Annotated in this window: 14 protein-coding genes and 13 tRNA genes; 24 read left to right on the top strand and 3 right to left on the bottom strand. The window is 36.9% G+C overall.

What is annotated here, in order from left to right:
- Window position 1 precedes the first annotated feature (1 nt).
- The 13 genes from AC6UC9_RS03935 to AC6UC9_RS03875 all read left to right on the top strand — a co-directional run bounded on the left by AC6UC9_RS03935 (window position 2) and on the right by AC6UC9_RS03875 (window position 1,185).
- Window positions 2-75: transfer RNA gene (locus AC6UC9_RS03935), tRNA-Pro, on the top strand.
- Between the two features lie 25 nt (window positions 76-100).
- Window positions 101-174: transfer RNA gene (locus tag AC6UC9_RS03930), tRNA-Met, on the top strand.
- A gap of 9 nt (window positions 175-183) precedes the next feature.
- Window positions 184-257, top strand: a tRNA-Ile gene (locus tag AC6UC9_RS03925).
- Between the two features lie 66 nt (window positions 258-323).
- Window positions 324-413: transfer RNA gene (locus AC6UC9_RS03920), tRNA-Ser, on the top strand.
- Between the two features lie 9 nt (window positions 414-422).
- Window positions 423-496, top strand: a tRNA-Met gene (locus AC6UC9_RS03915).
- Window positions 497-500: 4 nt separating this feature from the next.
- Window positions 501-575: transfer RNA gene (locus AC6UC9_RS03910), tRNA-Asp, on the top strand.
- 7 nt (window positions 576-582) lie between these two features.
- Window positions 583-655, top strand: a tRNA-Phe gene (locus AC6UC9_RS03905).
- A 20-nt stretch (window positions 656-675) separates the two neighbouring features.
- Window positions 676-746: transfer RNA gene (locus AC6UC9_RS03900), tRNA-Gly, on the top strand.
- 16 nt (window positions 747-762) lie between these two features.
- Window positions 763-837: transfer RNA gene (locus AC6UC9_RS03895), tRNA-Ile, on the top strand.
- 2 nt (window positions 838-839) lie between these two features.
- Window positions 840-927 (top strand) — tRNA-Ser (locus tag AC6UC9_RS03890).
- Window positions 928-935: 8 nt separating this feature from the next.
- A tRNA-Glu gene (locus AC6UC9_RS03885) sits at window positions 936-1,008 on the top strand.
- A 24-nt stretch (window positions 1,009-1,032) separates the two neighbouring features.
- Window positions 1,033-1,106: transfer RNA gene (locus AC6UC9_RS03880), tRNA-Met, on the top strand.
- 4 nt (window positions 1,107-1,110) lie between these two features.
- A tRNA-Asp gene (locus AC6UC9_RS03875) sits at window positions 1,111-1,185 on the top strand.
- 54 nt (window positions 1,186-1,239) lie between these two features.
- Here AC6UC9_RS03875 and AC6UC9_RS03870 read toward each other — a convergent pair.
- Window positions 1,240-1,740, bottom strand: a complete 501-nt coding sequence (locus AC6UC9_RS03870) for a hypothetical protein (protein WP_500693954.1) — start codon at window positions 1,738-1,740, stop codon at window positions 1,240-1,242.
- A 105-nt stretch (window positions 1,741-1,845) separates the two neighbouring features.
- Between AC6UC9_RS03870 and AC6UC9_RS03865 the strand changes: the two genes are divergently transcribed.
- The 5 genes from AC6UC9_RS03865 (at window position 1,846) to AC6UC9_RS03845 (ending at window position 7,143) form a co-directional block, all read left to right on the top strand.
- A complete protein-coding gene (locus AC6UC9_RS03865; protein ID WP_500701186.1) occupies window positions 1,846-2,586 on the top strand; it encodes an MBL fold metallo-hydrolase in 741 nt (246 codons plus the stop codon).
- Window positions 2,587-2,601: 15 nt separating this feature from the next.
- Window positions 2,602-3,306: an adaptor protein MecA gene (locus AC6UC9_RS03860; protein WP_500701185.1), complete on the top strand. Its 705-nt coding sequence runs from the start codon at window positions 2,602-2,604 to the stop codon at window positions 3,304-3,306.
- Between the two features lie 58 nt (window positions 3,307-3,364).
- Window positions 3,365-4,435 carry a competence protein CoiA gene (locus AC6UC9_RS03855; RefSeq protein ID WP_500701184.1) on the top strand — a complete coding sequence of 357 codons (1,071 nt, stop codon included), beginning with the start codon at window positions 3,365-3,367 and terminating at the stop codon, window positions 4,433-4,435.
- A 15-nt stretch (window positions 4,436-4,450) separates the two neighbouring features.
- Entirely contained in the window at window positions 4,451-6,253 is a 1,803-nt protein-coding gene (gene pepF / locus AC6UC9_RS03850) for an oligoendopeptidase F (protein ID WP_500701183.1), read from the top strand.
- Window positions 6,254-6,333: 80 nt separating this feature from the next.
- Window positions 6,334-7,143 (top strand): aldo/keto reductase, encoded by an 810-nt coding sequence (locus AC6UC9_RS03845; protein ID WP_500701182.1) that lies wholly within the window; start codon window positions 6,334-6,336, stop codon window positions 7,141-7,143.
- A 50-nt stretch (window positions 7,144-7,193) separates the two neighbouring features.
- Here the strand turns inward: AC6UC9_RS03845 and AC6UC9_RS03840 are convergent, their stop codons facing one another.
- On the bottom strand, window positions 7,194-7,778 hold the full coding sequence (locus tag AC6UC9_RS03840; protein WP_500701181.1) for a DsbA family protein: 585 nt from the start codon (window positions 7,776-7,778) through the stop codon (window positions 7,194-7,196).
- Between the two features lie 176 nt (window positions 7,779-7,954).
- Between AC6UC9_RS03840 and AC6UC9_RS03835 the strand changes: the two genes are divergently transcribed.
- The 5 genes from AC6UC9_RS03835 (at window position 7,955) to AC6UC9_RS03815 (ending at window position 13,935) form a co-directional block, all read left to right on the top strand.
- Window positions 7,955-8,599: a GTP pyrophosphokinase gene (locus AC6UC9_RS03835; RefSeq protein ID WP_500699346.1), complete on the top strand. Its 645-nt coding sequence runs from the start codon at window positions 7,955-7,957 to the stop codon at window positions 8,597-8,599.
- Window positions 8,596-9,408, top strand: a complete 813-nt coding sequence (locus AC6UC9_RS03830; RefSeq protein WP_500693946.1) for an NAD kinase — start codon at window positions 8,596-8,598, stop codon at window positions 9,406-9,408. Before AC6UC9_RS03835 ends, AC6UC9_RS03830 begins: the two co-directional genes overlap by 4 nt.
- Window positions 9,401-10,282, top strand: a complete 882-nt coding sequence (locus tag AC6UC9_RS03825) for an RluA family pseudouridine synthase (protein WP_500695521.1) — start codon at window positions 9,401-9,403, stop codon at window positions 10,280-10,282. Before AC6UC9_RS03830 ends, AC6UC9_RS03825 begins: the two co-directional genes overlap by 8 nt.
- Window positions 10,283-10,530: 248 nt before the next feature.
- Window positions 10,531-13,065 (top strand): SH3 domain-containing protein, encoded by a 2,535-nt coding sequence (locus AC6UC9_RS03820; protein WP_500701180.1) that lies wholly within the window; start codon window positions 10,531-10,533, stop codon window positions 13,063-13,065.
- 72 nt (window positions 13,066-13,137) lie between these two features.
- Window positions 13,138-13,935 carry a MucBP domain-containing protein gene (locus AC6UC9_RS03815; RefSeq protein ID WP_500701179.1) on the top strand — a complete coding sequence of 266 codons (798 nt, stop codon included), beginning with the start codon at window positions 13,138-13,140 and terminating at the stop codon, window positions 13,933-13,935.
- Between the two features lie 80 nt (window positions 13,936-14,015).
- Here AC6UC9_RS03815 and AC6UC9_RS03810 read toward each other — a convergent pair whose 3' ends face one another.
- On the bottom strand, window positions 14,016-14,597 hold the full coding sequence (locus tag AC6UC9_RS03810) for a copper homeostasis protein CutC (protein WP_500701178.1): 582 nt from the start codon (window positions 14,595-14,597) through the stop codon (window positions 14,016-14,018).
- A gap of 129 nt (window positions 14,598-14,726) precedes the next feature.
- Here AC6UC9_RS03810 and AC6UC9_RS03805 point away from each other — a divergent pair, with 129 nt between their 5' ends.
- The gene (locus AC6UC9_RS03805; RefSeq protein ID WP_500695525.1) at window positions 14,727-15,239 is read left to right on the top strand and encodes a tRNA (cytidine(34)-2'-O)-methyltransferase; all 513 of its coding nucleotides are present in this window, start codon (window positions 14,727-14,729) and stop codon (window positions 15,237-15,239) included.
- Window positions 15,240-15,248: the final 9 nt, after the last annotated feature.

Genomic DNA, 15,248 nt, shown 5'->3' with positions numbered 1-15,248 from the left:
TCGGGAAGTAGCTCAGCTTGGTAGAGCACCTGGTTTGGGACCAGGGGGTCGCAGGTTCGAATCCTGTCTTCCCGATTAGATACTTTTATGTATCTTAAATCGCGGTGTAGCTCAGCTGGCTAGAGCGTCCGGTTCATACCCGGGAGGTCGGGGGTTCGATCCCCTCTGCCGCGATTAGGTCTTGGACCTTTAGCTCAGTTGGTTAGAGCAGACGGCTCATAACCGTCCGGTCGTAGGTTCGAGTCCTACAAGGTCCATCCGAACGCTGTTTGGTGGGCGTTGAGGTTTATTGACTTATATGTTACAATTACTTTGTTGTTTTTGGAGGATTACCCAAGTCTGGCTGAAGGGAACGGTCTTGAAAACCGTCAGGCGAGTCAAATCGCGCGAGAGTTCGAATCTCTCATCCTCCTTTATATTATCGCGGGATAGAGCAGTCTGGTAGCTCGTCGGGCTCATAACCCGGAGGTCGTTGGTTCAAATCCAGCTCCCGCAATTTTGGTTCGTTGGTCTAGTTGGTTCAGGACGCCTGCCTGTCACGCAGGAGATCACGAGTTCGAGTCTCGTACGAACCGCTTAAATGGCTCGGTAGCTCAGTTGGTAGAGCAACGGATTGAAGCTCCGTGTGTCGGCAGTTCGATTCTGTCCCGCGCCACTTAATTTAATATTTTTTATGCGGGTGTAGTTTAGTGGTAAAACCGTAGCCTTCCAAGCTACTGTCGCGAGTCCGATTCTCGTCACCCGCTTTTATTTGTTTTATTTGGGTCTATAGCTCAGTCGGTTTAGAGCGCACGCCTGATAAGCGTGAGGTCGATGGTTCGAGTCCACCTAGACCCATTGGAGAAGTACTCAAGTGGCTGAAGAGGCGCCCCTGCTAAGGGTGTAGGTCGCGCAAGCGGCGCGAGAGTTCGAATCTCTCCTTCTCCGTTTATTATGACCCGTTGGTCAAGTGGTTTAAGACACTGCCCTTTCACGGCAGTAACATGGGTTCGAATCCCGTACGGGTCATCATTATTTTTACTATATAATTATCGCGGGATAGAGCAGTCTGGTAGCTCGTCGGGCTCATAACCCGGAGGTCGTTGGTTCAAATCCAGCTCCCGCAATTTTGGTTCGTTGGTCTAGTTGGTTCAGGACGCCTGCCTGTCACGCAGGAGATCACGAGTTCGAGTCTCGTACGAACCGTATCATTATCATATAAAAAAAGAGATGAATTATTCATCTCTTTTTTTATATCTATTAATTATTTGTTGGTGCAACCCGTTGATAACTGGCTGAGCGGTAATCAATGTTAGGATCGTTTTTAAATTTAGAAACAATACTTTCAGGACGATTAGCCCAATCATTGTATGCGTATGCTCCACGCCATAAAGTGAGAATAATACGCTTAGTATGATCCTTTGAATCTGACATATAATACCCCGAAAACATTCCGCTTGGTAATTCAGGACTACTCATGAATGTGTTCATGTTTGCATCTAAAACTTTACGTTGGTCATCAGATGGTGAAAGTTCCACATAATTAATGAAATAACTCCAGTTATCTTCGCCAACGTGTGAAAGGACGTCATAAGTGATGGGACTTTTAAAAATTGATTCCTTTCCACTGTAATCCAGGAGTTGGAGGCCCGAATCATTATTATTGGTGGAGAATAGTGCTAAGTCTCTTTCGGGATTACTTTTCATGATGTGTACTAACACATTCTTCGTGCCAAATGTTACAGAAATTTGTCTTATCATATTATTAACTTCCTTTTGATGTAAATTACTTCATAATTAGTTTAGAATAAATCCTAATGAGTTAAAAGGAAAATGTCCTAATTTTTGGAAATGGGGGGAATAAAAATGAAACTTACGGTTTTAGGTGATTATGGTGGATATCCTTATGATGGAATTGGTACTAGTGGATATTTAGTTACTAGCGATGACTTTAATTTGTTAATTGACTGTGGGAGTGGAATAATGCTCTCATTAGAGAAGGTCTTAGACCCACTAAAATTAAATGCAGTTATCTTGTCACATTATCATGCAGATCACATCGCTGATGTTGGGGTGTTACAGTATTATTGGCAGTTACATGATAAACGTTATGACACCGATGTTTTGCCAATTTACGGAAACACAGCTGATCAGATTCATTACAACCAGTTAGATTGGCCCAATTCGACTGAAAAAGAACCCTTTAGTGTCGATAGTGAACTTGAAGTGGGACCATTTACAGTCACATTTTTAAAGACAATCCATCCCGTGCTAGCCTTTGCAATGAAGATTGTTGAGCGATCATCTGGAAAAGTATTGAGTTACACAGCTGATACACGTTATTTTGATGGTCTGATTAATTTTGTTCAGAACTCTGATATGTTAATATCAGATACGAATTTCTTTGAGGATGTGGATGGTGAATTGTGGCATATGACTTCTAAACAGTCGGGTCACTTAGCTCGATTGTCAGATAGTAAGAACCTGTTAATAAGTCATCTCCCTCAAAGTGGTAGTCACGTAAAATTGTTACAGCAAGCACAACAAGCCGCTGGTAAAAATGTTAATGTTGAATTGCCTAAAATAAGAAAGGCAATTAGGATTTAGGAGGCGATTCGTTTTATGAAATTCCATCGTGTTAACAAAGATACAATCCGTGTACTGATTAACAAAGAAGACTTAAAAAAGCATGGAATTGGGATGCTTGATCTTTTAGGGAATCGAGAAAAGTGTGAGCAATTTTTCTATAGCATTCTTGATGAAGCTGACGTTGAAAAAGACTTTACGGATACAGATACGGTTTTGTTTCAGATTCTTCCTAGCCAAGATGGATTAGAGTTATTTATCAGTAAAGATAAGAATATTTCAAATCAAATTGGTGATAATGGTGGGATGTTACCCCCATTAAATGAAAATAGGCAGCAACGAACTAGCAAAAACGTTAATGATATTCGCAAGATGTATGATATTTTTGATAAAAAAGCTGGTAAACGACTAATTCCAATCAAGTTCAATTCATTTGATGATTTAATTGGACTTGCCAATAAATGGAAGGAAGTTACTCCCCGCCATTCAGTAGAATTAAAAACTGATTTGTATCAATATCAAAATTCGTATATTATTATGTTTAGATACTATTTGAATGGTCAGTACGATAGTGAGGGTAATTCTAATCTTGATGACCTTAATCATATGATTAATGATGAAATGGGAATTGTTTATGAGTATGGGAAAATTGCGCCACTGACTGAAGACAAATTAAAGAAGTATGGTAAGCAAATTACGGTTGGTGATGCACTTGAAACAATTGCATATTATTTTAAGTAAAAAGATTCGCATTTAGCGAATCTTTTTTCGTATATTGCGAAGGGTCTTTTTTATGTTAATGGCTTTAGAAAATGGAAAGCTAATTATGGCACGAGATGCCAAAAGGAATCATAAATATTATTGCTGTGATTGTGGTGAATTGGTGGTTTTGAAAAAGGGTATTAATAAAATTCCACATTTTGCTCATCAAGCAAATTCGAAGTGTAAAACGGGAGCCGGTGAATCTTATGCGCATACACTTGGCAAAGACATCATATTAAACTCGTTACCATGTGATGCTGATGTAGAGGTATATTTACCAACTTTAAAACAACGAGCGGATATTCTTTTGAGTAATATGGCAATTGAGTATCAATGCAGCCCTATTAGCTTTAAACAGTTGAGTAAACGGGTAGCTGGTTACCATTCAATTGGTCTGGAATCTTCTTGGATCTTGGGAATGAAATATTATAAAAAGAAGGTTTCAAGTCCTTCAGTACTTCAATTCATTAGATATCGTAAAAACACGGGGTACTATCTTGTTTATATGAATTCTTTTAGATCACGATATTTTATCCGCTACCAAATTCATCAAGTTGATGGGGTCTATCGTTACCGAGAGAAGTCATTTAAACGCTGGTATTCAATGTTTGAATTTTTTAACAAAAAGCAATCTGATAAATTAAGGCAGCCTAATTTAATCAAGGTATGTAAACAAATTGAGAAGAAAGTTCGCTATCGTGATCAGGGGATGATGGCTTTACAGGAATACTGCTACCTAAATGGAAAGACGGTGACTGGATGTCCACTTATTTGTCATCATTATCGGATGTTGCCTCCAGTTTTCGGTCACCAGTGGTTGACTTGGGAAATAATTTTCGTCTGTGAACTAAAAAAGTGGGCTGGTAAAAGTATTTTTCAATTTATGGATAAAGTATATCAAGAAAGCCATTTTGCTGATCCAAATGATCAATTTGTTTTTCTAACCAATGTTGAAAATGTAAGGAAGGCTTATATTCAAAGGTTTGTGGCTTGTTTGATTCATAATAAGCTGTTGGTGATTGATGATGGAAAGATTGAACGAGTTGAAGAATTTACGTGGTATAGAGATGTTTATGCTAAGATAATCATGATTAAGAAACGTTCATGAAATGGAGATTGTAAAATGTCAAAGATAAATGATTTGCCAAATCGAAACGAGGTTCCAAAAGAATTAACTTGGGATTTGACTACTGTATATAGGGATCATGCAGACTTTGAACGAGCATATAGTGAAGTTAATGATTTAGTTGGAAAGGTTAGTCAATTAAAGGGAAAACTAGGCTTAAATAGTGAGTTGCTTTTAAATGTAATTAGGCAAGTATTGGACTTGAATCGAAAATATGAAAAATTATATGTTTATGCTCAGTCAGCTAGTGATGTTGATACTACTAATAATGAATTACAGAGTGACATGGACCGGGTTGAAAAACTAGGAAGTAAGGTGGGACAATCACAGTCTTGGTTTGAACCTGAGATCATTTCCTTAGGGTCTGAAAGCATCGAACAGTTTATTAAGGAAAATCCAAAGTTAAAAGAATATCGAAGACTTTTTGATAAGATTTTAGTTAATCAGGATCATGTCTTACCTGAGGACCAAGAAAAGTTGATGGCTAGGGCTTCAACAATTTTTGAGGCACCCGAAAAGACATTTGGAATCTTAGATAGTTCTGACCTTAAATTTCCTCAGGTGGATGATGGGTCGGGTAAAAAAGTACGACTTTCTAACGGTATTTATAGTTTACTCTTGGAGTCGCAAGATCGAAAAGTGAGAAAGAATGCTTTCAAATCCTTTTACTCAACCTTTGATCAATTTCAAAACACGCTTGCTTCAACTTTGTCAGCAGAAGTATCTGTTCATAACTTTGAAGCACAGACGAGAAAATATGATTCAGCAAGACAAATGGCAATGAGTGAAAATGAGATTCCTGAAACTGTCTATACAACCTTAGTAAAAAGTGTTCATGATCACTTACCGTTATTTCATCGGTACATTGCGCTCAGAAAAAAAGCTTTGAATGTTTCTGAATTACACATGTATGATATGTACGTGCCATTAAGTGGAAAACCAAGTCTCAAGTATTCCTTTGGGCAAGCGAAGGATGAAGCTTTAAAGGCACTGAGCGTTTACGGTCCGGATTACGTTAAACACGTTAAAGAAGAATTTAATAATCGCTGGATTGATGTAGTTGAAAATAAAGGGAAACGAACGGGAGCATACTCATCTGGGATGTATGATACGAATCCATTTGTTTTGCTTAACTGGCAAGATAATCTTGATAATTTATACACTTTGGTGCACGAGACAGGACATAGTATGCACAGTTACTATACTTCTCATAACCAACCATACCAGTACGGCGATTATTCAATTTTTGTGGCCGAAATTGCGTCAACTACTAACGAAAATATCTTGACTGATTACTTACTTAAAAATAATTCAGATCCAGAGGTTCGCAAATACATCCTTAATTCCTACTTAGATGGAGTAAAGGGAACAATTTTTCGGCAAACCCAGTTTGCTGAATTTGAAGAGTTTATCCATCAATCAGAACAAGAAGGAAAGTCGTTAACTGCGGACTTTATGAACAAATATTACTTTAATTTGAACCAAGAATATTATGGAAAAGACGTTGTTTCTGATCCTGAGATTCGACTTGAATGGTCCAGGATTCCTCATTTTTACTATGATTTCTACGTTTATCAGTACGCAACTGGTTTTGCGGCTGCTTCCGCATTAGCGGATCGAGTTATGAGTGGAGATCCTAAAAAGATTGATTCGTATTTGAACTATTTAAAATCAGGTAGTAGTAAGGATCCTATTACTATTATGAAAGCAGCTGGAGTTGATATGACTAAACCGGATTATTTAAATCAAGCCTTTGATAAGTTTGAAAGACGCTTAGATGAACTGGAAAAAATGCTTTAGATCTACTATAAGCACAATGTTTGAAATATTATGTGAGAGGAATATGCTGTACTTGTAATTAATTGAGGAGGGGTGTTTGCATGACAGCTAGAGATGAAACATTTACATTAAACAATGGGATTAAGATTCCCGAGATCTTTTTTGGAACCTATGAAATTCCAGCTAGAGAGACGGAAAAGAGTGTTGATCAAGCGTTAAAGGATGGTTATCCTGGGATTGATACTGCGCGTGATTACGGCAACGAACGTGAAGTTGGAAATGCAATCAAGAACAGTGATGTTAACCGTGATGATATTTTTCTAACCACTAAGATTGAAAGCCCAGAATCTTACGATGAAGCAACTAAAATGATTGATGAAGCATTAGAAAAATTACAAACTGACTACATTGATTTAATGTTGTATCATTGGCCTGCAGGTGCTCTAACTGAAACTTATCGTGCCATGGAAGATGCCGTTAAGGCGGGTAAATTAAAGAGTATTGGATTATCTAATTTCTATGGTGATGATTTAGATAAAATTTTAAAGAACGCTAACATTGCACCAGTTGTCGATCAAGTTGAAACTAATGTATTTCGTCAACAAAAAGACTTTTTGCCGGTTGCTAAAAAAGATGATTTGCGACTGGAAGCTTGGTCACCATTTGCACGAGGTCGTAACGGCTTCTTTACCAATGAAACGTTGGGAAAGATTGCTCAAGCTCACGATAAGACCATTGGTCAGGTGGGCCTTCGCTTCTTAATTCAAAATGGAATTATTGTTTTACCACGATCAACTAAACCAGATCGGATTAAGAGTAATTTGGATATTTTCAATTTTGAGTTAACACCCGATGAAATGAAAGAAATTAATAAGCTAGATACTGAAAAGAGCCAGTTTGGTTGGCTTTAGTAATAAAAAAGTGGTCTCGCACTATTAGGTGCGAAACCACTTTTTTTATTCTAGAGGACCCTTAGATTATTTGGTTGTTTAATTTTACCATCAAGTTCTCGTGATTCCTTTTGAATTATGTGGTTACAAATATCAAATAACTCTTGGTAGTCAACTTTATCAATTAGTAAACCGTTGTCTGAAGAATCACAGTCGAATATTACTAGATTACCATGATTTGAGATATTCATTTCTGAAATCATTTGTTGATCAGATTGAAAGGTGCTCTCAGTTAATTTTGAACGACGGTCTTCTTTAAACATTTCCAAGTCTAGATTAGCTTTTTGGGCAATGTCGTAAACTAAGCTATCGCAGTAAGTCATGTTTCTTTTTAGAATGTCGTGCTGTAGTGCAAATAAAAAGGTTCGACCCTTTTTTGCTCCTTGAAATAGGGCTGCTTTATAATCAAGGATTAGTTTATATGGAAGAAGTTGTGAGTGAGCTTCCTTATTACCAGATATAACGCTAAGGTTCATGATCGGAATGATTCGAAATGATGTCTTACAGGGTAATTGCTTTGATAAACGATCAATAGTTCGTTCGGACTCAGCACAATCACTGCAAGTTGGGTCTACAAATAAATATAGTTCAATCATAACTTTTTCCTTTCCTAGTTTGTTATCTTTCTCTTCTATAACGACGCACTTACTAGATTATCATTTTTTTATAAAAATTCAATAAATTTGTTTTAGTACTCTTATTATACTGGGATGATAATTAAGTGTGGTATTATGTTTCTGGAACAATATGACAGACTGGAGATTGTTGTTTTATGGTAAAGAATTGGGATGACTTTTTATTTCCATATCAAGAAGCTTCAAAGGAATTAAAATTAAAATTACGTGGGATTCGCTCAGAGTACTTAGAACGTGGCGAACGCTCACCAATTGAGTTTGTTACTAGTAGAATTAAACCAATTGATAGTATCAAAGAAAAAATGCAGCGACGTCACATTGAGGAATCGCGCTTGTCTGAAGACATGGAAGATATTTGTGGATTGCGCATTATGTGTGAATTTCTTGATGATATTTACACAGTAGTAGACATTCTTAGAAAACGAAATGACATTAATATTTTAGAAGAACGGGATTACGTTAATAATGAAAAGGCCAGTGGCTACCGTTCATACCACATTGTATTTAATTATCCCTTGCAGTTAGTCGATGGGCAAAGGGATATTCTGGCTGAAATTCAAATTAGAACTTTAGCAATGAACTTTTGGGCTACCATTGAACATTCTTTAAATTATAAGCATCCTGATGTTTTTCCTCCTGAAGTTCATAAGAGGTTACAGGGGGCATCAGAAACCGCTTATAAGTTGGATGAAGAAATGTTAGAGATTAAACAAGAGTTAGATCGAGATCTTAAGGATCAAAACGATAAACACGATAAACACGAATCGAGGGACCAAAAATGAAAATTGCAATTTATAGTAACGATGGTGAGACCTCGAGTCGAATTGCATCGGAATTATCAAAAGAGATTGAAAATGCAAAAGATTTAGAAATTGATGAACTTAATCCTGAAATTGTAATTTCCGTTGGTGGAGATGGTACGTTACTTTCTGCTTTTCATCATTACGATGATTTGACTGACAAGATTAGGTTCGTTGGAATTCACACGGGTCATTTGGGATTTTATACTGACTGGCGTGATACTGAAGTGACCCAGTTGGTTGAAAGTTTGAAGCATGATAATGGTCAAAGTGTTAGCTATCCCTTATTAGATATCGAAGTAGATTATGCTGATGGTGGCCAACCAGATTATATGATTGCGCTAAATGAGGCTACCTTTAAAAAACTGTTCGGAACGATGGTGGCCAAAGTCTTCATCAAAGGAGAACTTTTTGAAAACTTTCGTGGCGATGGATTATGTATTTCAACTCCCACTGGATCAACCGCATACAATAAATCAGTAGGGGGAGCAATTATTTCGCCTAAGTTCAATTCAATTCAAGTGGCTGAGATGGCTTCAATTAATAACCGGGTTTTTCGAACGATTGGTTCACCGATCATTATTCCACCAACTGAATCTATTACGATTGTGCCAGAGGTATCACTCCATAACGTTCTAACATATGACCAGTTATTAATTAAAGATCGTCCAATTAAGTCCATTAAATTCAAAATTTCCAAACGAAGAATTTATTTTGCCAAATATCGTCACACTCATTTTTGGCAGCGGGTAAGTAATTCATTCATTGGGGAAACCCTTGACGATGATTAGTTTTGATTGGATTTATGATGAATATAAACCCATGAAAGTCAGAACGTTTGTGATGAAAAATGGGGTTACCAGATCGCTGCTTAAAAGTATTCGTTATCATGGTGGTCACTTGATGGTAAATAGTAGGGATGTTTATACTAGTTTTGAATTATCACGTGGTGATCGAGTTAAGGTTATTTTGCCACCTGAAGAACAAAATGATTTTTTGCAGGTTTCAAATTTACCGATTAAGATTTTATTTGAAAATGATAATTTTTTGGTAATTGATAAGCCGGTCGGAGTTGCTTCAGTTCCTTCACATATTTATCCTAATGACACAATTTTAAATCGTGTTTTAGGTTATTATGTTCGTAATGATTATCCAAGTAAGAAGGTTCACATCGTTAATCGGCTTGATCGTGATACGAGTGGTCCGGTTATTTTTGCTAAGAATCATTTAGCTCATTCGGTACTTGATAAGCAACTGAAAGACCGACAGGTAAAAAAATATTATGTTGCCGTTGTGTTAGGTGAACTTAACATCAAGCATGGGCAGATTGTGCTCCCAATTGGTAGAAAACCAGGATCATTTATCGAACGAGAAGTCAGAAATGACGGCAAATATTGTCGAACTGAATTTTGGACATTGAAGGTTAATAATGGAATGTCGTTGGTCAAAATTAGGTTGCATACGGGGCGAACACATCAAATTCGGGTTCATTTTGCAAGAATTGGCTATCCGCTTGTGGGAGACTGGCTATACAATCCTTACGAACACAGCAATAAACGGCAAAAATTACATTGTTATCAGACAATTTTTTTTGATCCGTTTGAAAAAAAAGACGTCAAAGTCGAATCCCAAATTCCTAGTGATTTTAAAGAGTTGTTGAATTAAGATTTATTGATTTTTATAATATTTGGTTAGCTAAAACGTATAATTCTAGGACACCAGTGTCCTAGAATTTTATTTTTTCATGAGTTAAAGATGAGCCAAAATAAATAATTAAGTAAATTGGGGTAGACATTTTTAAGATTTCACTTTAGAATAATTACTATTAATATTGTTTATATTTTTATTAATTTTTGATCGTTAGATGTTATACTTAATTATGATGTTACAGTTTTGAAAAGGAGAGATAATTGATGAAGAAGCTCATTAAGAAGCACAACCAAATGGCTCTTAGTACTGGAGAAACTAAACGCCGTAACAAATTGGTGAAAACCAAAAAGGGCTGGATGAAAGTAGCTATGGGTACGGTCTTTGCCAGTGCGGCATTGTTCACGTTTAACTTAAATAGTTCAGTAAATGCTGATAAGGTAAGTACTGTCCCAGTTTCTGAAAGTGAACCGGCTTCAAATGTTCAACCAAAGAAGGAAATTGTTCAAGAACAACCAACAGTTGCAAGCACTAATCAAACCCAAAACAACAGTGGTTCAGCCCAAGTGGAAAACACTAATAAGACTGCCACTCAGTTACAACAAGCAGAATCAGTAAATGGTGAGACAAATACAGAAGTTAAGAATTCTTCTGAAACAAATGTACATACACCAACATTACAATCAAGTGATTCTAAACAATCTCAGAACGAAAATGAAGTTACTACTGATAATCAACAATCAACTAAGACTGATCAATCAGTTCAAACTAACTCATTAAATGATAGTAATGCTGTTTCAAAATCGACCGAGACTAATAATGTCAAAGATCAGAATAATTCTAATGAACAGCAACAATCACCAAAAGTTTCAGAGACTAGTGATCAAAAGCAAGTAACTAAAACTCCTAAGGCTGATGATAGTCAACAATCAGTACAGAATTCTGAAGTTGCTCTCAAGGCAGCTGATAATGCTGAAAACGAGAACAAAGTTTCTGAAAATAATAATGAGCATCAACAGAATGCAGATCAAAATCAAAACGTTAACTTAAAGGCTGACGTTGCCACTCCAGATAAGCAGATTGGTCCTGGTTATTATGATTCAAGCGTTGAAAACAACGTAAATCAAAACGTGCAACGCCCATCACAATATACTAATTTTAATGTTTCAAATAACACTAATTTTGCCAGTTATACTCAGGACTTTATTAATAAGGTGACTCCTGGTGCAATTGCTGGATGGAAGAAATATGGTGTTTTACCATCAATTTCAATCGCTCAGGCCATCATTGAAAGTGGTTGGGGGAGATCTGGATTAGCCGTTAAGGGTAACAATTTATTTGGAATCAAGGGTTCTTATAACGGTCAATCAATCTACTTTCCAACTCAAGAATACATCAATGGACACTGGGTTACTGTTCAAGCAGCCTTTAGATTATACCCAAGCTGGGCTGCAAGCATTGAAGACCATGGTGCTTTCTTAAGAGACAACCCACGTTACAGCAACTTACTTGGCGTACGAGATTACGTGAGTGTAGCCTATGCTTTACAAAATGATGGATATGCGACTGATCCTAGTTATGCTCAGACACTTATTAACTGTGTCCGTAACTATAATTTAACTAGCATCGATCAAATCGCCTTTCAAGATGAAGGTAATCCACTACCAGCTCCTGATGTTAAGCCAGCTTCTGGTACTTATACCTTCAGTCAAACCACCAATATTAGAACTTCACCAAGTCTAAGTGCTCCAGTTGTAGGACAATATAAGGCTGGAGAAAGTGTCATTTACAATGGGACTGTTGATGCTGATGGATATACATGGTTAAGATACAAATCATATTCTGGTGATGATTTGTATGTTGCTAAGGTAAGCGACGTACCAGCCTCAAATCCAGAGTCAAATGTCACACCAGCTTCTGGAACCTATACATTCGGTCAAACTACTAACATTAGAACTGCTCCAAGTACTAGTTCTCAGATTGTAGGTCAATACGATGCTGGTGAGCGAGTTGTTTATGATGGTACTGTCCAAGCCGATGGATACACATGGCTAAGATATCGTGGTGGATCAGGTGCCTATCGTTATGTTGCTAAATTAAGCAATACTTCCACTCCCGCACCTAACCCAGATGCAAACGTTAAGCAAGAATCAGGGATGTATACCTTTAATCAAACTACCAACATTAGAACTGCTCCAAGTACTAGTTCACAAGTTGTGGGACAGTACGATGCCGGTGAGCGAGTTGTTTATGATGGTACTGTTAATGCCGATGGATACACTTGGTTAAGATATAAGGCAGCTTCAGGTGCCTACCGTTACGTTGCTAAACTAGATAACAATACTTCAACTCCAAATAACCAACCAAATGTCACTGAAACTTCAGGTACCTATACTTTTGGCCAGACTACTAATATTAGAACTTCACCAAGTACTAATTCACAGGTTGTAGGCCAATATAATGCCGGTGAACGGGTTGTTTATGATGGCAAAGTAATTGCTAATGGATACACATGGCTAAGATATCGTGGTGGATCAGGTGCCTACCGTTATGTTGCGGAATTAGGAAATGGTTCTGCTTCTGGTAATAATCAATCAAACGTTACTCCAACTTCTGGACGATTTACCTTCAGACATGCTACTAACATTAGAACTTCACCAAATACCAGTTCACAAATTGTAGGTCAATACGATGCTGGAGAAAGCGTTGTTTATGATGGCAAAGTAATTGCTAATGGATACACTTGGTTAAGATACCGAGCAGCTTCAGGTGCATATCGTTACGTTGCCGACTTGAACTAAAATTAATTAGGTGAAAATAATTTTTAGGAACACCCTTAAACATTTTCAAATAAATGAAATGGAGTATGGATTATGAACTTAAAGAAAGTAACCTCACTAATTTTAATTAGTTTTGCAATGGTCACCATGGGAGTGTTTGTGCCTAATGTGGGACATGTTAATGCGCAAACTACTCAATTTGCACAGGGTAATAGTGGTCAAGGGGAGATTGTAGTTCACTACGTTGATCAAAATGGTCAAGTAATTCGTCCTGCAACCACCGCCATGGGAGCAACTGGTAGTACCTATATTGCGTCGATTCCTAACATTCCTGGATACAAGTATTCTAGTATTCAAAATGGACAAAATAATAGTAATGGCCCCCAAATGACATTTGGTGGTAGTGATAGTTCGACAGATATTATGGAAATGACGATTATTTATTCATCAACTGGTAACAGTACGGCAAATAATAAACAACCTAACCGTGCTAATGCTGGTGTGAGTTCCAATGGTAATAATGGTAGTCAGACTAATGTTAAGAATAAAGATAATAACGGGACTAGTGATAGTTCAGCTACTGGCACCCAGAAAAATGCTACTAGTAATAATCAGACAAATGAAAAAGCCAAGGATCAATCAAAGGCCAAAGATAATTCCCAAAAAACCAATGCTGATAAGAATGCCAAGGATAAAAAGAATCAATCTGATAAGAAGAATCAGAAAAATAAAAAGGCAAAAAAAGATCATGACAAAAATGATGCTAAGCACGAGAAAAAAGATGGGAGCATTACTCCCTGGGTAGTTGGAGGAATTATTGTGGTGGTAGTTGCTGGAGTTGGGGCTTTTCTATGGCACAAGTTCAGAGGACCACGTCATTTTGAGCATTAAAAAAGTTCATTGATTGGAGAAAAACAAATAATCCCGTAACGCTAGTTTTTAGCGGTACGGGATTATTTTTATAGCTGAAGCTATTTTTTGTTAATTATAATATTGGTATCAGCAATCTTTTGGACCTTATCCAATTCATCTTTGGACTCTACGAGTGGAATTAACTGAAGATTCTGATAATTTTTTATTTTTGCAGATAAACTTTCTATTCTGGTTGATGCAACTACTCCAGCAAAGTTATTGTTATCAATCCAGTTCAGAGTATCAGTCCAATTTTTTTCAATTATTTGATCAAATGCAGGTGAAAAATACAGTTGCATGCCGCCTGCTGCTGCCATCAAAATTTCCATGGCCTCTAAGTCGACTTTATTTTGGTCATTTAAAGCACCAATAATGACACCATCAACACCTAACTCTTGGCATTGGAAAAGATCATCTTCCATGATTTTTATCTCAGAATCATTAAAGGTACTAGTATTATTATTTGATGAAATTAAGACGTCGAGGCTTCGCTTTTTTTCGTGAGCATATTTACATGCTTCTGCGATAAATCCACGACTGGGGGTCATCATTTCCTGATTAATTGCAATTTTTAATTGAGAACTTTCAAGTTCAGCAGATACCTCTCTAAATTTTGATACAAGTGGTTCAACGATTGTCATATAAACTACCTCCTGCAACAATTATAACTATTATAGATCTGAATTGACATCGATTTTGCGCTTAAATGGAATTAGACGCGTGATATAATTGAAAAAGAAAGTTATTGAACGAATTATTGGAGGATGTAAATGACTAATCATATTGCATTATTTGAACCATTAATGCCAGCTAATACTGGCAATATTGCAAGAACATGTGCGGGAACTGATACCGTTCTTGATTTAATTAAACCGTTGGGTTTTTCGGTTGATGATAAACACTTAAAGAGAGCTGGATTAGATTACTGGGATAAGGTTAAGATCAATTATCACGAAAATCTTCCTGAATTTTTAAAAACCATTCCAGACAAGCAAAGGTTGTTTTTGGTTTCAAAGTTTGGGAAAAAGGTGTATACAGATCCTAATTATAGTGATGATAACGTGGATTATTATTTTTTGTTTGGAAAAGAAACGACGGGATTGCCCGAAAACTTTGAACGTCAGTATTCCAAACAAGCGATTAGAATTCCACAAGATGATTCTCATATTCGAGCATTGAATTTATCGAACACTTGTGCGATTGTAATATATGAGGCTTTAAGGCAACAGAAATTTGCTGGACTTGAAGTGACTCATACGTATGAGCACGATAAATTAAAATAATGCGAAGGG

This window comes from Fructilactobacillus sp. X7R4C1, from assembly GCF_059901115.1.
The sequence above is the reverse complement of the archived record's forward strand: the minus strand, read 5'-3'. Positions and strand labels throughout refer to the sequence as shown.